This window comes from Synechococcus sp. FACHB-909 (assembly GCF_014698945.1).
GTDB lineage: Bacteria > Cyanobacteriota > Cyanobacteriia > PCC-6307 > Cyanobiaceae > Cyanobium.
The window spans coordinates 172,357-189,898 of the sequence record NZ_JACJTY010000006.1 but is presented as its reverse complement, the minus strand read 5'-3'; the positions used below and the strand labels follow the sequence as shown (position 1 = coordinate 189,898).

The following is a 17,542-nucleotide window of genomic DNA, read 5'->3' as shown; positions in this document are numbered from 1 at the left end:
CCACCGCTGCCTGGCGGGGGAGAGGGGATCAGTAACGCGGAACGTCAGGATCCACCTCCTGGCTCCAGGCGTCGATGCCGCCCTGCACGTTCACCCCGTCGATGCCGTGGCGTCCGAGGGCGATCAGGGCCTTGGCGGAGCGGCCGCCCAGCTTGCAGTGGACGTAGAGGCGCTTGCCGCTCACCAGCCGCCTCACCTCTTCGATCGCCTCGCCGCTCTCGATGCGATCGAGGGGCACCAGCACGGCGCCGGGGATCACCGCGATCTCCGCCTCGGGGGGATTGCGGACATCAAGCAGCAGCAGGTCGTCCTGGGGGCCATCGAGCAGCGTCTTGAGTTCGCCCACGCTGATGGTGGCCACGCTGCCCGCCTCCTCCTGGCCGGGGGCCGAGCCACCCACGCCGCAGAACTCCTGGTAATCGATCAGCTTGTCGATCACGGAACGCTCCGGGTTGGGGCGCAGCTTCAGCTCCCGGAAGCTCATCTTGAGGGCATCGAAGAGCAGCAGGCGGCCGCTGAGGCTGGTGCCGATGCCGGTGATCAGCTTGACGGCCTCGGTGGCCTGGATCACGCCGATGATTCCGGGCAGCACCCCCACCACGCCGCCTTCGGCACAGGAGGGCACCATGCCCGGCGGCGGCGGTTCGGGGAACAGATCCCGGTAGTTGGGCCCGCCCTGGTAGTTGAACACCGTGGCCTGGCCCTCGAAGCGGAAGATGGAGCCGTAGACGTTCGGCTTGTCCAGCAGCACGCAGGCGTCGTTGACCAGGTAGCGGGTGGGGAAGTTGTCGGTGCCGTCGCAGACGATGTCGTAGCCGGCGATGATCTCGAGGGCGTTCTCACTGGTGAGCGCCGTTTCGTAGAGATCCACCTGGCAGTGGGGGTTGATCTCGTGGATCCGGGCTTTGGCGGATTCGATCTTGGGCTTGCCCACCCAGCTGGTGCCGTGGATCACCTGGCGCTGCAGGTTGCTGTGGTCCACCACGTCGAAGTCGACGATGCCCAGGCGACCGACGCCGGCGGCGGCCAGATAGAGGAGCAGGGGAGAGCCGAGACCGCCGGTGCCGACGCACAGCACCGAGGCCGCCTTGAGCCGCTTCTGCCCCTCCATGCCGATCTCCGGCAGGATCAGGTGGCGGGAGAAGCGCACCACCTCATCGGGACTGAGCTGGACGGCGCTGGTGTCGGGAGGAAGCATGGCGGTGGAGATCCACGACGCACTAACCGTCCATTCTCCACGCCAGCGGCCGGGGGCTGCCCTGCTCCGGCAACCACCAGCAGGCCAGGGACCACGGCCCGTCCCCAGCGGCTGCCGACGCGGCGGGGCCATCGGCCTGCCCCAGGATCAGCATCAGGGTGGGGGCGAAGGCGAGGGAGCGATCCAGCGCCGAGGGCACCGGCGCCGAGAGCGGGTGGCTGTGGGCCGAGCCAAGGACCGTCAGCCCCCGGGCCCGGGCCCATTTCTGCGCCTGCAGCTGCTCGCGGGGATCGAGGGCGAAGCGGCGGCGGCGCTCCGGCGGTGGCTCCCAGACGTTGAGGCAGGGCCAGGCCTGCTCGACGCGCCAGGGGTCGCGGCGACCCAGCAGCAGGGCACAGCCCTCCTCGGGGGCGGCCGCCAGCAGGACGGCCTCCAGCACCGTCAGCGCCTGCCGACCGAGGCCTAGCTCCTCTGGCGTCTCTGGGGTCACACCGGTACGTTATGCATCATTCCGTCAGGAGACCTCTCCTTCCATGATCGACAGCACGACCGAAGTGAAGGAGACCATGCAGGACGACAGCACCACCAGCGGCGCCCCCGAGGTGGATTTCAGCGAGCGCTACAGCGAAGTGATCGGCAAGGTCAACGAAACCCTCGACAAGGTCGACTGGAGCCAGGTGGGTCGGATCGGCAAGGCCTCCGGCGTGCTTCTGGCCGTGATCGTGGCCCAGATCCTGATCAAAGGCGTGCTCGACACCATCAACCTGCTGCCGATCGTCCCGGGCCTGCTCGAACTGCTTGGCCTCGTGGTGGTCGGCAGCTGGAGCTGGAAGAACCTCACCACCGGTGAGAAGCGCTCCGCCGTGATGGCGAAGCTCCAGTCGCTCCGCAAGGAATACCTCAGCTGAGCACCTGAGCGTCAGCAACTCCGGGGGCGTCGCGACGTCCCCGTGTCCTTTCTCAGCCCCACCCCTGGCCCTCGCCGCGCTCCAGTAAGGAGTCCAGGCAGGCCTCGCTTTGTCCCACGTAGCTGCCGCCGAACAGGTTGGCGTGGTTGAGCAGGTGGTACAGGTTGTAGAGCTCGCGTCGCGGGCGGTGCCCTGAGGGCAGGGGCCAGGTCTCCTGGTACCCCTCGAAGAACGCCTCGGGGAAGCCCCCGAACAGCCGCGCCATGGCGAGGTCCACCTCCCTGTCGCCCCGGTGGACCGCCGGATCGAAGATCACCCCCTGGCCCTCGCTGGTGACGGCGGCATTGCCGCTCCAGAGATCACCGTGCACCAGGCAGGGCTCCGGACGGTGTGCCCCCAGCCACTGGCCGGCGCGCTCCAGCAGCGCGGCGGCCCGCCGCAGGGGGTGGCCGCTGCTGGCCAGGTGCTCCAGCTGGGGGGCCAGCCGCCGTTCCACGAAGAACCGGCCCCAGTCCGCCTCCCAGCCGTTGCGCTGCGGGAAGGAGCCGATGACATTGTCCCGGGGCCAGCCGAAGGCCTCCCCGGCCCGATCCCCCACCACGCAGGTGCGGGTCAGGCTCTGGCGGTGCAGAGCCGCCAGCGCTGCACCCAGGCGGCGCCACTGCGGCTCATGAGCCGCAGAACGGCCGCGCGCCAGGTCGAGCCAGGGGAGCACCAGCACGGCCGACGATCCCGCCACCCCGCAGGCCAGGGGGACAGGGACCCGTGGGCCCTCCTCGCCCGCCGCCGCCGCCAGGCCCCGCAGACCCTCGGCCTCGGCCTCCAGGATCGGCAGGGCGGAGGCCCCGTTGGTCTTGGCGAACAGCCTGCGGCCATCGGCCAGATCCAGTCGCCAGGCGCTGTGGATGCAGCCGCCACCCACCGCGCTCCAGCCGACCGGCTCAACGCCGAGCTGCTCGGCCAGCCAGGGGATAAGGGTGGCGGGTGAGGGCATCGTCGCCTCGGCGGGGTCGCTACGAGGCTGCCTGATCCGGGCCTCAGGCGGTCCGGTCGCCCCAGCTGCTGCCTGGTGTGCGCTGGATCCAGCCAGCAGCTTCAGGAAGGGAAGGCCCCTCGAAGACGGGCGCGCAGTTTCCGACTCATTCCATAGGCAGCACCGACGCCAAGGATGGGCAGCGGTCCGGGGACCTCGGACGGGCCTCGACCGGGCTTCTGGGTGTAAAGGTTGTTGATGTCCTCAAGGGTAGCGAACTCGCCGGAGCCGACCGACCAGGAATCGACGATATTGAGGGTGGTAAGAAATTGATTGGCCGCGAAAGTGGTCACCTCTCCAACGCCGAGGGTGGCCAGGAGATCGCCGCCAGCGTAAATCTGCTTGGAGGCCGCGAAGTTGATCCCAGCGGCCGTCAAGGCCACGGAATTGAACGCTTGGTCGGAGGTGATGGCAATCGTGTAGCTGATGCCACCAGCTGTATTCGGCCCTGTTCCACCCCTGATGATATCCGAGCTGAACTCATAGATCGGCCCATTCACACCAAAGTTGATCAGTACATCACTGCTGCCGGTCACGTCACCAGAACAGATGATGTTGGAAACGATCTTGTCTCCGGTCGTCAGTGAGATAGAAGGATTTCCCAGCAGAGCTGCGCAGGTGGTTGAGGTGGCCGCCTGGGCTGGTACCAGGGTGAAAGCGGTGGCGATGGTGGAGACGACGGCGGCACCGACCCACATCCTCACGGGGGCATCAAGGGTCGACATTCCTCTCAGAAAGGAGAGGGGTGCACGGACATGTTTCATGGTGATCGGACCCTGGAGTATCAAGAGATAGCTATAGGCAAATTTCAAGCTATCACCGTTTCCCTTAAGTCTCTGCACCCTCTTGTCACCGGGGAGCAGGACACTCCCATGGGGTGTCGCTGTCTTCTGCTATAGCACTGATGACAACCTGGAAATCCATGGCAGATCCGTTGCGGCGCCGTGGTTCATGGGCGACGGGTCCGGGACTCTGCAGCCCCTGCAGACCGGAGGATGGCGGTGGATGGTGAAATCTCCATGCCTATGTGCTGCAGTGCGGCTGCGCATTCACCCACGATTTGCAGTCCTGCCCGTTCATCGTCATCGGGTGCGATGCCGCGCCCATCGCCCTGATCCACGCCTAGGTCATCCGCCTTGCCAGCATCGGCGAACAAGGCATCCAGGCAGGTTGACGTCCAGCGACAGATCCAGTGCCGATGCGGTGGTAGTGGGCGCCGGCATCGCCGGCCTGACGGCGGCGGCCCTGCTGGCGAAACAGGGGCTGCGGGTGGAGCTGCTCGAAGCCCATCACCAGAGCGGCGGCTGCGCCGGCACCTTCCGGCGCGGTCCGTACGTGTTCGATGTGGGGGCCACCCAGGTGGCGGGGCTGGAGGAGGGCGACGGCGCCCCCGCCGGCATCCATGCCCGGCTGTTTCGCCATCTGGGGGTGGCGCCGCCGGCGGCCGTGCCCCTGGATCCGGGCTGCGTGGTGGACCTGGCCGATGGCCTCGAGCCGGTGGCGATCTGGCGCGATCCGCAGCGCTGGCGGCAGGAACGGTTGCGCCAGTTCCCAGGCAGTGAACGCTTCTGGGCCCTCTGCGATGCCCTGCACCGGAGCAACTGGGCCTTCGCGTCGCGGGATCCGGTGCTGCCGCCGCGCTCCTGGTGGGATGTGGCCCAGCTGCTGGGGGCCCTGGGGGCAGGGACTCTGGCCAGCGGCCTGCTCACCACCGCCACCATCGCCGACCTGCTGCGGCTCACCGGCTGCGCCGCCGACGGGCGGCTGCGGCGCTTCCTGGATCTGCAGCTGAGGCTCTATTCCCAGGAACCGGCGGATCGCACCGCCGCCCTCTACGGGGCCACGGTGCTGGCGATGGTGCAGGAACCGCTTGGGCTCTGGCACCTGGAGGGGTCGATGCAGGCCCTCAGCGAGGCCCTGGGGAGCGCCCTCAGCAAGCACGGCGGCCGGCTGCGGCTGCGGCACCGGGTGGAGCGGCTGCAGCCACCGGAGCAGCCCGGGGGCGACTGGCGGATCACGGGCCATCGCGGCGGGGCTCCGCCAGGTGACAGGCGACCACTAGGGGAGGCGTTCCACCTGAGCGCCCCGGACGTGGTGGTCAGCCTGCCCCCCCAGACCCTGCCGGCCCTGCTGGGGGAGGCCCTGGCCGGCGGCTACCGCAGGCGGCTTGAGACCCTGAGCGAACCCAGCGGCGCCCTGGTGTTCTACGGGGCCGTCGAGAGGAAGAGGCTGCCGCCTGGGTGCCCCAGCCACCTGCAGCTGGAGGCCCCTGACCCCGGCTCCCTGTTCGTGTCCGTCAGCCAGGAGGGGGACGGCCGGGCCCCCGCCGGGCGCGCCACGGTGATCGCCAGCGTGTTCACCCCGGCCCGCCCCTGGTTCGGCGGGGACGAGGCCGAGTACCAGGCCCATAAGCAGCGGGCGATGGCCGCCATCCAGCGGGGCCTGGAGCGGCTGCTGGGGGTGGGGCCCGCCGACTGGCTGCACGGGGAGCTGGCCACCCCCCGGGGCTTTGCCGGCTGGACCGGCCGGCCCTGGGGCTACGTGGGCGGCCTGGGCCAGCACCCCAGCCGCTTCGGACCCTTCGGCCTGGCCAGCCGCAGCCCCCTGGCGGGTCTGTGGTTGTGCGGCGATGCCATCCACCCCGGCGAGGGGACCGCCGGGGTGAGCCTTTCGGCCCTGATGGCCTGCCGCCAGCTGCTGGCCGGGCGGGGGGTGGACCTGCGGCCCTGACCCCCCGAAGCGTCAGCTCAGTTGACGCTGACGCGCACCACCCGGCCGCCCAGACGCTGCACCCGCTGCAGGGCCTCGTTCATGCGGCTGTAGGGCACCCGCATCACGTAGGCACCGCTGCGCACCACGGCGTTGTTCACCAGCCCGGTGGCGGTGATGGTGGCCACCCGGCCACTGGGGGAGCTGGTGCCGCGCACCCCGGCCGACACCACCAGGGCCTCCTCCCGATGGCCGCGGGAAGGATCGGTGGGCTGACCGCTGCGGGAGACCGGACCATCAACGCTGGCGCCGCCCTGGGCCAGGTTGGCCTGGAAGAAGGATTCACCGCTGAAGCGGGGACGGAGGACCGTCACCGTCACGGCCCGGTCCTGGTGCAGGGCCCGACCCAGCTTGAAGCGGGTGCCGGCGCTGTCTCCCTTCACCGAAGCCGCCGCCCCACCGGCCAGCTGCATCAGCCAGGAGAACTGCTGCCCCTGGTGGCCGGCGGAATAGTCCCAGCCGTGCAGATAGGGCACCACGTCGGAACCGAAGCGCTCCTGGTACTCGGGGCTGTCGATGTAGGAATCGATCTCGGCGTCGTAGCCCTGTTCCTGCAGGATCGTGAAGTGATGCAGCATCTCGGCCTTGTTGTGGGGAGCCCGGCCGAGGAGATGCTTGTGGTTGAGCTCGATGAAGCGGTAGGGATTGCAGGACTCGAAGAAACGGGAGCGATACAGACCACTCCTGGCAAGGGTGCGCACGAATTCCTGCACGGTGAGATAACCGTTTCGGAAGAGAGATTCAGCACCGACCAGGCGCTCGTTCTGCATCACATACTGCTGGCCCAGCACCTGCTGATACACCAGACGGATGATGCCATCGCGATCCTGCTGGGAGGCTTTTGACCAGTTCTCCTTGTTGCGGTCATCCGCGAAACGCTCGATACCAAGGGAAGGGGCTTGGACCAGGGCCATGGTGGAAACAACGCAAAGGGCAGAGGGAGGAGCATCGCCGCGGGCGGCCCGCCTGGCGGATTCAGGCAGGTACCGGTGCGGGAGACCAACGGAAAGGGATTCCCCGGAAGGCCTTGCCCGCCGGCGATGTCAAGCAGCGATTCTCAGCCGATTCCTGGGAAAACAAACAGAATCGTTACAGCGCTCAGTGCCTGGAAAAGGATCCATACATTCCTTCACCACGAAGGTTTGCACCTTCGCCCGAATGATTGCGAAAGAAAAAGATTGCGAAAGAGCAACAAGCTCTTCAGGAGGCGATCCGCTCGGAATCAATTCGGCGAGGCTGGCGTTGGCGCTGGGGCCGACCATCAGCCGCAAGGCTGGGGTTGGAGCGGGAAATCACCGGCAGCTGGAGGGAGGGGGCGGGGCTCGCCGCGTCCTGGCAGAGGCTGGCCCAGACGGTTTCAAGGGCGGCCAGTTCGTCAGCCGGAGACCACCCCTCAGCGGAAGAGCGCACCTCGCCTGAGGAGCGGGCCTCTCCGGAGGAACGGGACTGACGCCTGGGCTGCGGGAGCTCGATCGTCACCATTCTTCCCACGACCTATCCACCCTTGTACATCATCCAGCCGCAACGTCCAGAGGGGAGGCAACACAAGCTGACGAAAGAAATTGTGAAGGCAAGGCCACGGGGCAGCGGTCTACTCGTCGCTGGGCAGCAGCACCAGGGTATGCAGCCGATCGGTGCCGAGGTCATGGGTGAGGATCCACACCTGCAGCCCCTGGCCGAGATCGAAGACGCTGCGCAGCGACCCCTGCTGCCGGTAGGCGGCGATGGTGTTGTCGCGGGCATCGCGGGAATCCACCACGCCCCAGTCGCCCCGGCGGTGTCGAGCCACCAGCCGCTGCAGGGTCTCGGCATCCACCCACTCGCGCACCTCCGGACTCACGTCCACCGGGCCGATGGCGAGGCGGGCAGCCATGGAGGTTCCTTCGCTCTGATCGACCTTACGGGTAAATCCGTCAAGGGCCCCGGCCGGTAATCCTTCCAGCCACCGGGTACCGAAGGATGCGACTGCCACCACACCTCACCTCAGCCGCCGCCATCGGTGCTGTGGCTGCCGGCCTGCTGGCCTTGCCGCTGTCTGCGGCCGGACCGCCACGCGCCACGGCGGTGCTGGCAGGAGGGTGCTTCTGGGGCATGGAAGCGGTGTTCGAGCAAGTGCGGGGCGTCACCGAGGTGGTGACCGGGTACGCCGGCGGCAGCCCGGCCACCGCCGCCTACGAACGGGTGAGCGGTGGCGACACCGGCCACGCCGAGGGCATCCGCATCACCTACGACCCAGCCCGGGTGAGCTACGGGGAGCTGCTGAAGGTGTTCTTCTCTGTGGCCCACGATCCCACCGAGCTCAACCGCCAGGGTCCGGATGTGGGCCCCCAGTACCGCTCGGCGATCTTCCCCACCGACCCGGAACAGCGCCGGGTGGCTGAGGCCACCATCGCCCAGCTGGATCGCTCCGGCGCGCTGCCCCGGCCGATCGCCACCACGGTGGAGGTCTGGCGGGGCTTCACCCCGGCCGAGGCCTACCACCAGGACTTCGTCGCCCGCAACCCGACCCATCCCTACGTGGTCGCCCATGACCAGCCGAAGCTGGCCCGGCTGAAGGAGCAGTTTCCGGAGCTGTCCCGCTAGGGGGCCCCTTCAGCGCAGGTGGTCGAGCTCGCCGCGGCCGTGGAGATCGGCCAGGGCGTCGTAGCCGCCGATGGGCTGGCCATCGATGAACACCTGGGGCATGGAGGTCAGGCCGCTGCGCTCGGCGACCGCCGCCCGCGCCGCGTCGTCGTCGGCGAGCTGCACCCCATGGGGGATGCCGAGGGTGCGCAGCATGCGCAGGGCCCGGGCCGAATAGGGGCAGCCGCTGCGCACGGCGATCTCCACCCGGGGCTGGGCCGGGGATGCGGGCACGGTGGGCCGGGCCGCTGCGGTCGCCACGGCGGCCTGCGCCGGATCCTGGGGTGCTCCGGGCTGCGGCAGGAAGCCCACCAGCAGGTCGGCGCCCCGCAGCACGACGCTGCCGTGCTCGAGGTGGCCGCCCCACACCTGGCAGTCGCCGTCGGAGAGGCTCAGGTGCAGGTGCACCCCCTGGGGCGCCACGGTGCCCTGCAGGGTGATGATCTCCAGGTGGCCCTGCAGCACGGTGGGCTCCTCCAGCCCCGGGCACTGGAACGCCGCCTGGGAGAGGTCCCCGACGACGCCGAGCACGAAGCCGGAGGCGCCGGCTTCGATCGCCAGCTGCTCGAGGCTGGCGCGCAGATCACTGCCCGGGCCGAGATGCAGCGGCAGGGGGTGCATGGCGGGATCGGGCGTGGCAGGGGGTCAAGGTAAGTCCTGGGCTTCCGGTGCCTTGGGCACCAGGCGGCAGCGCAGCAGGGCGAGGGCCTCGTCGGGCAAGCCCAGGAACCGGTCGAGCCAGGGGTCGCCGCTGGGGGCGATGCTGGCCACCCCCACCAGCAGCGCCCGGCCGTCGCCGTCGAGGGGCTGGCCGCTGGCCCGGTGGCGGCGGCCCTGCACCGGACCGGTGCTGAGGGTGGTGGCGACGATCAGGTCGGGGGCGCGGTAGAGGGAGCCGATGGCGAAGCGGAAGCGGGCCTGGAAGTGCAGCGCCATCGCCCCGGTGGCGCCGTCGATGCGGCCCTTGAGCCGCTCCGGGTGGATCGTGATCGCCAGGCCGGGGGGCAACGGCAGCCCCAGGAAGCGGGTGGTGCGCCAGTCGAGCGGCGGGATCCTCAGGCCAGCCGGATCGAAGCAGAGGCTGCCGGTGCCAGGGCCGATGCCCATACCGGCGGGATCCGCCGCGGTGAGCTCGCCCAGCCCGCCGCCGCCTCGGGCGTCGTAGCGGAAGCGGGGATAGGCGCCGATCGCCAGGCCGCAGCCCGCCAGGGTCTGGAGCGTCAGCTCAGCCATTCAGCTGGACCTCCGCCTGGGTGGGATAGGGAATCTCGATGCCTTCGGCGGCGAACAGGGCCAGCAGGGACCGGTTGAGGCGGGCCACCTCATCCTTGAACGCCGCATAGGTGGGCTGGGAGGAGCGGTAGTCGTAGGTGAAGTCGTAGCTGAAGTCGTTGATGGCCATCAGGCGGCAGGCCCGGAAGGCAGCCAGGGGCTCGGCATCGAACAGCGAGGCGATCAGTTCCGGGATGCGCTGCAGCTGCTCGGGGCTGGTGTCGTAGGCCACGCCGATCACCATGCGGGAGCGGATCACCTGATCGAGGATCTGCCGCAGCCGCAGCAGGACCGCTTCCCGCAGGGTGAGGTAGTCGGTCCAGTTGGGGGCGTGAATCTGACCGCAGCAGCGCAGCAGCAGCTCCCCATCGGCTGTCGCCTGGTCAAGGAACACCTGGGCGGCGGACAATCCCGGCAGATCGGTGAGGTACAGGCGGCCGTAATGCACCAGGTCGTCCAGCTGGTCGGGGGTGAGCTCGGCCGGCAGGGGCAGATGCAGCTCGAAGACATGCAGGACCGCATCGTGCGCCTGATCCGAGCGCAGGGAGTAGTTGACGATCGTCTCCTCATCGACGACCGAATTGGGGATGGTGATGCGGCTCTCGTGGGTCTGCAGCTCCAGGGAGCGCAGGCCGATCTTGGTGACGTAGCCGAGGTTGCTGCCGATGCGGCAGAACTCCCCCACCCGCAGGGGGCGGTCGGTCTGGATCGACAGGCCGGCGAACAGGTTGCCCAGCAGCTTGGAGGCCCCGAGGCCGATGGCCAGGCCGGGCACCGCAGAGAAGGCCAGGACGGTGGAGCCCGGCAGGCCCAGCAGGATCAGCAGCCGGTACATCAGGGAGACGCCGATGATGGCGCCCATGACCCGGCAGACGGGCATCACCAGATTGCTGACACGGCTCAGCTGCAGGGCGTTGCGCCGCCCGCGCAGGATCGTGACCCATTCGGCCAGGCTGCGGCCGAGGGCCTCCATCAGGAAGAAACTGAACAACCCCGCCCAGCAGAAGTAGAGCGTGTAGAGCAGGTACATCAACACCTGCAGGGGCAGGCCGGTGACGTTGACGTAGTGGTCCAGCAGCAGTTCCACCACACGGGCCATGGGCAGGGCCACGGCCGCCAGCAACACCCGTTGCCAGGCGATGTTGTCGACCTGCCAGATCTGCATCGGTGTGCGTGGTTGGCTGGCGGCCCGTTCGGTCATCCGGTAGGTGGCCAGCAGTGCCAGCACCAGACGGAACTGAACGAAGGCGAAGGCCACCAGCGCCAGCAGACCCAGCACGATCTGGAACAGGGTCTGGTCCCAGAGATGGGACTCCAGCACCGTTTGCCGGAGGCTCCGGGGAATGCTCAGATACCACTTCGGTGGCAGGAGATGGCCGGGCCGGAGGCTGAAGGCGTCATAGATGGCTGGCGTCAGCAGGCTCGAGGGGCCCGCAGATGGCGCTCGCTGATCCTTGATCTCCTCGTAAAGGCTGGGGATCTGGGCCACCGTGAAGGCGGAGAACCGGTAGCCGCGATCACGCCCATCCTCCGGCTCCTCATCCGTCAGGGTGATGGAGGTGCCCGGGATGGTCCAGCTGGCGCTGGGGTTCACCCGTCCATCGTTCAGGGCCTTCATCCCGGCCGCATCAGGAATCTCGAAAGGCTTGCGGCTGTGGGTGAAGACGTAATCGAGAATCACCTTGAGCTTGAGGGCATATTCATCGGCGAAATCCGCCCGGATGCTCTGGGGAATCTCTGACACATCCAGGGCCTTCACCGCCTCCTCGAAGTAGCTGTTGATCAGCGCCAGTTCGTGACGCAAGGCGCTGGACAACAACAGCCCGGGTGTCGCCTCAGCCTTGGCCTCGATCCGGGCGATGTCCCGGTTCACCTGGGCCATCACCACGTAGAAATTGAGCAGGGTGGCCCGCGGGCTGTCCCCCACCACCTGGTTGAGGGGGGCATCGGTCCATTGCTGCTTCAGCTCCAGCAGCTGGCCATGGAACGGTTGGCTCTCCAGGGGTACGTAGGTGGCCCGGAGCTGGGCGGCAGCTGGGGCCCCCGGCCCCGCGGATAACGCCGCCGTCGCAAGGCCCGTCAGCGGCAGCAGGCAGGCGATCAGGAACGCCAGCAGCAGGCGGACCGGACGGGGCAGACGGATCGGACGGGGCATCCGGAAGCCGCGGCACATGTCCCGCATGATGACGGCTCAGCCCGCCGGCAACACCTGGCGGTAACCGTTCGCCTCGCACACCCGCAGGGGGGTGTCGAACAGGGCGCTGAGGGGGGCGTCCTGCAGCAGGGCGTCGGTGGGGCCGTCGCCCACCACCTTGCCCTCGCGCAGCAGCACGCAGCGGCGGATCTCGGGAAGCACCGCCTCGATCTGGTGGGTCACCAGCAGCAGGGTGGTGCCGGCACGGGCCAGGTCGCGCAGGATCGCCAGCAACTGGTGTTTCGCCTTCAGATCAAGCCCGTTGGTGGGTTCATCCAGCACCAGCACCTCGGGTCCGTGCACCAGGGCCCGGGCCAGCAGCAGGCGACGCCGCTGCCCCTCGGAGAGCTGGCCGTAGGGACGATCAGCCAGGTCGGCCAGCCCCAGCTGCTCCATCAGTTCGGCCACGCGCCGCCGCTGGGCTTCGGTGGCCACCTGGCTGCGGCCGATGCCCACCGAACCGAAGAAGCCGGAGAGCACCACATCGTCAGCTGGAACCCGACCGACGTAAGCGGCGTGCAGATCCTGGGAGACCAGGCCGATGCGGCCCCGCAGCTGCCAGAGATTCACCGTTTCGCTGCCGAAGATCCGCAGGCAGGAGCCGGGCTTCACCACGGGGTAGAGCTCGCGGCTGAGCAGCTTGACCAGGGAGCTCTTGCCGGAGCCGTTGGGGCCCAGCACCACGGTGTGCTCGCCGCCGTAGAGCCGCAGAGAGAGGTCCTCGAAGACGCGGCGGGGCCCCAGCCAGGCCTCGACGGCCTCCAGCTCCAGGTAGGCCGATGGGGGGGTGCTCATGGGGCGGCGCTCATGCCGGAGCGATCATGCCGGGGCCGCGGGCTGGGCCTCCATGGCGCCATCGGCCGGGGGCCGTCCCCAGCCGAGCTTGCGTTCCAGCTTGCGGATCATCTTGCCGGCCAGATCCAGGCCTGTGGCGGTCTCGATCCCCTCGAGTCCCGGGCTGGAGTTCACCTCCAGCAGCAGGGGGCCGCGGTGGGAGCGCAGGATGTCGACGCCGGCCACATCCAGCCCCAGGGCCTTGCAGGCCTTGACGGCCATCTGCTTCTCCGCCGCTTCCAGCTGCACCGTCCGGGCCGTTCCCCCCTGGTGGAGGTTGGCCCGGAACTCGCCCTCGGCGGCCGTGCGCTCGATGGCGGCCACCACCTTGCCGCCGACCACGAAGCAGCGCAGATCCGTGCCGCCGGCCTCCTTGATGAACTCCTGCACCAGCAGGTTGGCGTCGAGGCTCTGGAGGGCATTGATAACGCTCTCGGCCGCCTTCTGGGTTTCGGCCAGCACCACGCCCTTGCCCTGGGCCCCCTCCAGCAGCTTCACGATCAGGGGGGCACCGCCCACCATGCGGATCAGGTCCACCGTGTCGAGGGGGGAATCGGCGAAGCCCGTGACGGGGGTGTTGAGCCCGGCGCGGACGAATTCCTGGGACGCAAAGAGCTTGTCGCGGGAGGCGGTGATCGCCTGGGCACTGTTGAGCGACGGCACCCCCATTGACTCGAACTGCCGCGTCACGGCGCAGCCGTAGAAGGTGACGCTGGGACGGATGCGGGGGATGACCGCATCCACCGCGCCGAGCACGTCACCGCCGCGGTAGTGGACCTCCGGGTTGCGGGGATCCAGGCGCATGTAGCACTGACGGATGTTGAGGAACCGCATGTGGTGGCCCCGTTCCTCGCCGGCCTCGATCAGGCGGCGATTGCTGTAGAGATCAGGGTTGCTGGCCAGCAGCACGATCCGCAGGCCGGCATCGCGCGGGCGGACATGGGCATAGAGGGCCCGGCTCTCCTCGGCGCTGAGGCTGCGCAGGTGGTGGCTGCCCTCCGGGTCCACCAGGATCCGGCCCACCATCGCCTGGCGACCGAGCAGCATCCGATACCCCATGGCATCCCGGTTGGCGAGGGTCAGCTCCACCTCCCAGCTCTGCTCGCCGAGCACCAGCCGCTCCCGGATCACGTAGCGGTTCTCTGAGACGCCGCTGGTGTTGCGCACCTCCCGCCGAGCCACCACCGGGGCCTCGTGGCGCACCACCACGACCCGATCACCCTGGAGGGGATGCACCTCGAAGCTCACCCAGGGGCGCCCGTCGCGCTCGAAGGGAACGATGTTGGTGGCGTGGAGGGCGGAGGTGGCGGCACCGGAATCCACCCGGGCCTTGATCGCCGGCAGCCCGGCGTCCGGGAAGCTGCACCACTCCTCGCTGCCCACGATGATCTTGCCGTCGACGCTGTCCATGGCTCCGGGGCGGGTGGCGTGGGACGGGCCCACGAACCGCCATGCTCGCCGGAGCGCCCCCCCTTGTCGACGGCCGACGGGGACGGTGGCGGCGCTCAGCGGCCGCCGCCTGAGCCTGGCGAAAGCCGGCGCAGCAGCTGATCGCACTTCTCCCGCTTGCCGAGGGTGGAGCCGAAATCGCCGAACAGGATGTCCATCGCCGGCATCGTCCTGGAGCCGGTGGCACAGGCATGGCGGTGCTGGAACACAAAGCGCAGCCAGTGCTTGGCCACCGGCGACAGCGGGTCGAGGTTGTGCTTGGCCACCATGTGGTCAACGCTTCTCCTGACCCAGTCACTGGACCAGCGGAGCTCGAAGAACGGCCTGTCGGACGGAAGCAGGTTCTCGGGGGAGGGGGGGATGTAGCTCACCCGGCTGGCCGGCTCGAACACCATCGAGCCACCGCTTTCCGCCACGGCGATCGAGAAGTCCGTCTCCTCGGCCATGCTCAGCAGCGCCTCGTCGAGGGGCCCGTTCTGCGCGAAGAAGTCCGTCCGGACCAGAACACAGTGGAACTCATTGAGTTCGGTGGGACCGGCCACCAGGGGCTGGCTCACCTTGGCCAGCGGCAGATGGTTCCAGGGGCGCCGTTCGGTGAGCCAGCGGCGCCCCTGCCCCATGGACCTCCACAGGAGTTCGCCACCGGCGTGGTGGACGACGCTGAAGGCCTCATCCTCAAACGTCAGGGGACAGACGGCGGTGCAGCCGTGGCGCTCGGCGCAGGCCACCAGGGTCCCGAGCCAGCCGGGGGTGACGATCACATCGTTGTCGACGAAGACCAGGTACTTCGTTGTGACGTGGGGCAGGGCCAGGTTGCGGGCGGCATTGGGGGAGAGGTGCTGCTCGCTGCGAATCAGGCGGAAGTTCCCTTGCGCCGCGCGACGCTGCAGTGCCCCGGCCAGGTCGGCCGGGGAGTTCCCGTCGATGTAGATCAGCTCGTACGGACGGTCGGTGTTCCGTTCGATGGAATCGAGCGATCGCAGCGCATCGCTGAACCGTTCACGGGGAACGACAACCACCGTGACGTCGCCAGGGCCCATGGTCTGATCACTTTCGACGTCATTCCTACAGGACATCCCCGGCTTCTGTCGGTGGCATCAGCCCCGGTTCCAGACGATCCAGCAGGCTGGGGGCTCTGTGCGGGCGATGGTCATGGCGGATGCTCCCTATCTGGTGGCGCTGGCCCTGCTGGAGCAGGAAGGGACGCGGGCCCTGCCCCTGAACGGCAAGTCCCTGGCCGTGGCGGCGGCTGAAGCGGCGGAACCCGGCGACGACGGCCGCACGCTGGTGCTGGAGCTGCTGCTGCGCCTCTGGCAGCGCAGCGAGGAGGGCGCCCTGCGGCGGGCCGCCGGAGACAGCAGCCTGCTGCTGGTGGAGCTGCCGCTGGAGGCCCTGCAGGAGCCGTTGCCCCGTCTCAAGGCCCGCTGGGTCGGCGGCGGCGCCACGGCCGATTTCCATACCGAACTGGCCGCCCTGGCGATCCGGGGCTGGCGGGTGTCGATCGCCCGCTATGAGCCGGTGCGCTTCACCGCCTGGCCCTGAGGCGCGCTCTCCGGTGACGCCGGGGCCGGCGGGACGGCCGGTGGGGGAGCGGCTGAACCGCAGAGCTCGTCCACGAGGCGGAAATAGGCGGCGGGATCCCGGCGGGCCATCACCCGGGCCTCGGCCTCGCGCTGCCAGCGGGCCCCGTCGTAGAGCCGGGCCAGGTCGCGCTGGTCGCGGCGGCTCAGGCCCCGGCGCAGGTCCTCCTCGCCCAGGAACGGGGCGCCCCGCAGGCAGCGGGACTGGACCCCGTGCCACCCCTCGTGCAGCAGGGTGTCGGCGAGGTTGCCGCGGGGGCAGACCACGATGCGGCGGCTCTCGCGCAGGTAGAGCCCGTACAGCCCTCGCTCGGCGCAGCGGGGGTGGCTACCGAGCACGCTGAAGCCGCGCTGCTCGAAGGCCTCCACCAGCCGCTGGTAGGTCCAGCTGTTCGCCTGGGCAGCCGAGGGTGCGAGCAGCGCCATGGCCAGCGGCCAGAGGGTGAAGGGTCCCGGCTTCCGCCGTGTCATCCAAGCGTGAGCAGGTGGCCGTAGCTGTGGAACGTATCTCAGCAGGCCATCAGGATGGGTGCGCTGCGACAGCCCGCTACGGCCATGACCTCCCCCCCCGCCCCAGCGGCCGACGACCGGCTGGCCGCGCTGCAGCAGGAGTTCGAGCACGACGCCAGCTTCAGCCAGGTGTTCGTGGTGCTCACCGTGGGGGCCACCCTGATCGCCACCCTCGGCCTGCTGGCCAACAGCCCCGGGGTGGTGATCGGCGCCATGGTGGTGGCCCCCTGGATCATGCCGCTGCAGGCAATGGCCTTCGAGATCCTGCGGGGGCGGCTGCCGATGTTCCTGCGGGCCCTGCGCACTCTGATGCTGGGGGTGGTGATCTGCGTGCTGCTGGCGATGGCGGTGGGCCATCTGGTGGCGTTCCCGAGCTTCGGCAGCGAGGTGATGAACCGCACCAGCCCCAACCTGCTGGATCTGGGGGTGGCGCTGGTGGCCGGGGCGGTGGCGATGTACGCCAAGCTGCGCAGGGACGCCATCTCGGCCCTGGCCGGCCTGGCCATCGCCGTGGCCCTGGTGCCGCCCATGTGCGTGGTGGGGATCCTGCTGGCCTCCTCCGACTGGATGCAGGCCTACGGCGCGCTGCTGCTGTTCGCCACCAACCTGCTCGGGATCATGGTGGGGGCGATGGCGTCCCTCGGGACCCTCGAGAAGGTGTACCGGCGTCGGCTGTTCCACAGCCGCCTGGGCCTCACCAGCGTGGCGCTCACCGCCCTGCTGGTGATTCCCCTGGGCAGCAGCTTCTTCCGCCTGGTGAACCAGACCCGCCAGGAGAACAAGGCCCAGCAGCTGGAGGCCGCCATCGAGCAACGACTGCGCAGCAGCACGATCACCCTCGGCGGCGATCCCGCCATCGACATGGTGGGCCTCAGCATCGACTGGCAGCAGAACCCACCGCTGATCCGGGCCCGGGTGCGGGTGACCGATCCGGACCTGCCGACGGCAGGGCAGGTGTCCGCCGTGCAGGAATTCATCAACAAAACCCAGGCACCGCTGCGCTTCCGGCTGGTGATGCAACGCACGGCGGTGGATCTGATCGGCCCGGACACCCCACCCAACCCCCCCGAGCTGGAGGTGCTGCCGCCGCCCCCCGTGCCGCCGCTGCCGCGCGGACAGGAGGTGGAGGCCCCGGACGAGACACCTGAGGGGGCCGGCCCGACGTCCCAGTAA

General features: G+C 69.1%; 19 protein-coding genes. 5 read left to right on the top strand and 14 right to left on the bottom strand.

Annotated features, from left to right (window positions below; all coding sequences use genetic code 11):
* Window positions 1-28: 28 nt before the first annotated feature.
* Window positions 29-1,198: a molybdopterin-synthase adenylyltransferase MoeB gene (gene moeB, locus H6G99_RS11395; RefSeq protein WP_190611591.1), complete on the bottom strand. Its 1,170-nt coding sequence runs from the start codon at window positions 1,196-1,198 to the stop codon at window positions 29-31.
* Between the two features lie 22 nt (window positions 1,199-1,220).
* Window positions 1,221-1,688, bottom strand: a complete 468-nt coding sequence (locus H6G99_RS11390; RefSeq protein ID WP_353617234.1) for a M67 family metallopeptidase — start codon at window positions 1,686-1,688, stop codon at window positions 1,221-1,223.
* Between the two features lie 43 nt (window positions 1,689-1,731).
* On the opposite strand from H6G99_RS11390, the gene H6G99_RS11385 reads away from it, so the two are divergent.
* On the top strand, window positions 1,732-2,106 hold the full coding sequence (locus H6G99_RS11385) for a CAAD domain-containing protein (RefSeq protein ID WP_190611590.1): 375 nt from the start codon (window positions 1,732-1,734) through the stop codon (window positions 2,104-2,106).
* Window positions 2,107-2,158: 52 nt separating this feature from the next.
* Here the strand turns inward: H6G99_RS11385 and H6G99_RS11380 are convergent, their stop codons facing one another.
* Together H6G99_RS11380 and H6G99_RS11375 are read right to left on the bottom strand one after the other, a co-directional pair.
* Complete coding sequence (locus H6G99_RS11380) at window positions 2,159-3,100, bottom strand: fructosamine kinase family protein (RefSeq protein WP_190611589.1); 942 nt, start codon at window positions 3,098-3,100, stop codon at window positions 2,159-2,161.
* A gap of 101 nt (window positions 3,101-3,201) precedes the next feature.
* Window positions 3,202-3,837, bottom strand: a complete 636-nt coding sequence (locus H6G99_RS11375) for a hypothetical protein (RefSeq protein ID WP_190611588.1) — start codon at window positions 3,835-3,837, stop codon at window positions 3,202-3,204.
* Window positions 3,838-4,309: 472 nt separating this feature from the next.
* Between H6G99_RS11375 and crtD the strand changes: the two genes are divergently transcribed.
* On the top strand, window positions 4,310-5,869 hold the full coding sequence (crtD, locus tag H6G99_RS11370; protein ID WP_190611587.1) for a C-3',4' desaturase CrtD: 1,560 nt from the start codon (window positions 4,310-4,312) through the stop codon (window positions 5,867-5,869).
* A 17-nt stretch (window positions 5,870-5,886) separates the two neighbouring features.
* Here the strand turns inward: crtD and H6G99_RS11365 are convergent, their stop codons facing one another.
* The 3 genes from H6G99_RS11365 to H6G99_RS11355 form a co-directional block, all read right to left on the bottom strand.
* Entirely contained in the window at window positions 5,887-6,822 is a 936-nt protein-coding gene (locus H6G99_RS11365) for a phycobilisome rod-core linker polypeptide (RefSeq protein ID WP_094585004.1), read from the bottom strand.
* A 129-nt stretch (window positions 6,823-6,951) separates the two neighbouring features.
* Window positions 6,952-7,170, bottom strand: a complete 219-nt coding sequence (locus H6G99_RS11360; protein WP_143594049.1) for a hypothetical protein — start codon at window positions 7,168-7,170, stop codon at window positions 6,952-6,954.
* A 329-nt stretch (window positions 7,171-7,499) separates the two neighbouring features.
* Entirely contained in the window at window positions 7,500-7,781 is a 282-nt protein-coding gene (locus tag H6G99_RS11355; RefSeq protein WP_094585002.1) for a hypothetical protein, read from the bottom strand.
* An 86-nt stretch (window positions 7,782-7,867) separates the two neighbouring features.
* Here H6G99_RS11355 and msrA point away from each other — a divergent pair, with 86 nt between their 5' ends.
* A complete protein-coding gene (msrA, locus tag H6G99_RS11350; protein ID WP_190611586.1) occupies window positions 7,868-8,491 on the top strand; it encodes a peptide-methionine (S)-S-oxide reductase MsrA in 624 nt (207 codons plus the stop codon).
* Between the two features lie 9 nt (window positions 8,492-8,500).
* On the opposite strand, the gene H6G99_RS11345 is transcribed toward msrA, so the two are convergent.
* From H6G99_RS11345 to H6G99_RS11320, 6 genes are all read right to left on the bottom strand, one after another.
* Window positions 8,501-9,151, bottom strand: coding sequence for a PCC domain-containing protein (locus tag H6G99_RS11345; RefSeq protein ID WP_094585000.1), 651 nt, complete (start codon window positions 9,149-9,151; stop codon window positions 8,501-8,503).
* Between the two features lie 24 nt (window positions 9,152-9,175).
* Window positions 9,176-9,763, bottom strand: coding sequence for a hypothetical protein (locus H6G99_RS11340; protein WP_190611585.1), 588 nt, complete (start codon window positions 9,761-9,763; stop codon window positions 9,176-9,178).
* Window positions 9,756-11,957, bottom strand: coding sequence for a mechanosensitive ion channel family protein (locus tag H6G99_RS11335; RefSeq protein ID WP_190611584.1), 2,202 nt, complete (start codon window positions 11,955-11,957; stop codon window positions 9,756-9,758). The genes H6G99_RS11340 and H6G99_RS11335 overlap by 8 nt, the downstream gene beginning before the upstream one ends.
* Before the next feature lie 36 nt (window positions 11,958-11,993).
* Window positions 11,994-12,791 (bottom strand): ABC transporter ATP-binding protein, encoded by a 798-nt coding sequence (locus H6G99_RS11330; protein WP_190611583.1) that lies wholly within the window; start codon window positions 12,789-12,791, stop codon window positions 11,994-11,996.
* A 24-nt stretch (window positions 12,792-12,815) separates the two neighbouring features.
* Window positions 12,816-14,240 (bottom strand): 30S ribosomal protein S6--L-glutamate ligase, encoded by a 1,425-nt coding sequence (gene rimK, locus H6G99_RS11325; protein WP_190611582.1) that lies wholly within the window; start codon window positions 14,238-14,240, stop codon window positions 12,816-12,818.
* A gap of 95 nt (window positions 14,241-14,335) precedes the next feature.
* A complete protein-coding gene (locus H6G99_RS11320) occupies window positions 14,336-15,319 on the bottom strand; it encodes a glycosyltransferase family 2 protein (protein WP_190611581.1) in 984 nt (327 codons plus the stop codon).
* Between the two features lie 112 nt (window positions 15,320-15,431).
* Between H6G99_RS11320 and H6G99_RS11315 the strand changes: the two genes are divergently transcribed.
* Window positions 15,432-15,821 carry a DUF8680 family protein gene (locus tag H6G99_RS11315; RefSeq protein WP_190611580.1) on the top strand — a complete coding sequence of 130 codons (390 nt, stop codon included), beginning with the start codon at window positions 15,432-15,434 and terminating at the stop codon, window positions 15,819-15,821.
* On the opposite strand, the gene H6G99_RS11310 is transcribed toward H6G99_RS11315, so the two are convergent.
* Window positions 15,788-16,330 (bottom strand): hypothetical protein, encoded by a 543-nt coding sequence (locus tag H6G99_RS11310; RefSeq protein ID WP_094584994.1) that lies wholly within the window; start codon window positions 16,328-16,330, stop codon window positions 15,788-15,790. The two genes, H6G99_RS11315 and H6G99_RS11310, sit on opposite strands and share 34 nt — an antisense overlap.
* Before the next feature lie 84 nt (window positions 16,331-16,414).
* Between H6G99_RS11310 and H6G99_RS11305 the strand changes: the two genes are divergently transcribed.
* The gene (locus H6G99_RS11305; protein WP_190611579.1) at window positions 16,415-17,542 is read left to right on the top strand and encodes a DUF389 domain-containing protein; all 1,128 of its coding nucleotides are present in this window, start codon (window positions 16,415-16,417) and stop codon (window positions 17,540-17,542) included.

What these genes read in the sequence shown, in the direction of transcription:
- H6G99_RS11365 (WP_094585004.1), bottom strand. Translation starts at nt 6,822, where the DNA reads ATGGCCCTGGTCCAAGCCCCTTCCCTTGGTATCGAGCGTTTCGCGGAT.
- H6G99_RS11320 (WP_190611581.1), bottom strand. Translation starts at nt 15,319, where the DNA reads ATGGGCCCTGGCGACGTCACGGTGGTTGTCGTTCCCCGTGAACGGTTC.
- H6G99_RS11385 (WP_190611590.1), top strand. Translation starts at nt 1,732, where the DNA reads ATGATCGACAGCACGACCGAAGTGAAGGAGACCATGCAGGACGACAGC.
- H6G99_RS11345 (WP_094585000.1), bottom strand. Translation starts at nt 9,151, where the DNA reads ATGCACCCCCTGCCGCTGCATCTCGGCCCGGGCAGTGATCTGCGCGCC.
- H6G99_RS11375 (WP_190611588.1), bottom strand. Translation starts at nt 3,837, where the DNA reads ATGTGGGTCGGTGCCGCCGTCGTCTCCACCATCGCCACCGCTTTCACC.
- H6G99_RS11355 (WP_094585002.1), bottom strand. Translation starts at nt 7,781, where the DNA reads ATGGCTGCCCGCCTCGCCATCGGCCCGGTGGACGTGAGTCCGGAGGTG.
- H6G99_RS11360 (WP_143594049.1), bottom strand. Translation starts at nt 7,170, where the DNA reads ATGGTCGGCCCCAGCGCCAACGCCAGCCTCGCCGAATTGATTCCGAGC.
- msrA (WP_190611586.1), top strand. Translation starts at nt 7,868, where the DNA reads ATGCGACTGCCACCACACCTCACCTCAGCCGCCGCCATCGGTGCTGTG.
- H6G99_RS11335 (WP_190611584.1), bottom strand. Translation starts at nt 11,957, where the DNA reads ATGCCCCGTCCGATCCGTCTGCCCCGTCCGGTCCGCCTGCTGCTGGCG.
- H6G99_RS11380 (WP_190611589.1), bottom strand. Translation starts at nt 3,100, where the DNA reads ATGCCCTCACCCGCCACCCTTATCCCCTGGCTGGCCGAGCAGCTCGGC.
- H6G99_RS11310 (WP_094584994.1), bottom strand. Translation starts at nt 16,330, where the DNA reads ATGACACGGCGGAAGCCGGGACCCTTCACCCTCTGGCCGCTGGCCATG.
- H6G99_RS11330 (WP_190611583.1), bottom strand. Translation starts at nt 12,791, where the DNA reads ATGAGCACCCCCCCATCGGCCTACCTGGAGCTGGAGGCCGTCGAGGCC.
- H6G99_RS11305 (WP_190611579.1), top strand. Translation starts at nt 16,415, where the DNA reads ATGACCTCCCCCCCCGCCCCAGCGGCCGACGACCGGCTGGCCGCGCTG.
- H6G99_RS11315 (WP_190611580.1), top strand. Translation starts at nt 15,432, where the DNA reads ATGGCGGATGCTCCCTATCTGGTGGCGCTGGCCCTGCTGGAGCAGGAA.
- H6G99_RS11340 (WP_190611585.1), bottom strand. Translation starts at nt 9,763, where the DNA reads ATGGCTGAGCTGACGCTCCAGACCCTGGCGGGCTGCGGCCTGGCGATC.
- moeB (WP_190611591.1), bottom strand. Translation starts at nt 1,198, where the DNA reads ATGCTTCCTCCCGACACCAGCGCCGTCCAGCTCAGTCCCGATGAGGTG.
- rimK (WP_190611582.1), bottom strand. Translation starts at nt 14,240, where the DNA reads ATGGACAGCGTCGACGGCAAGATCATCGTGGGCAGCGAGGAGTGGTGC.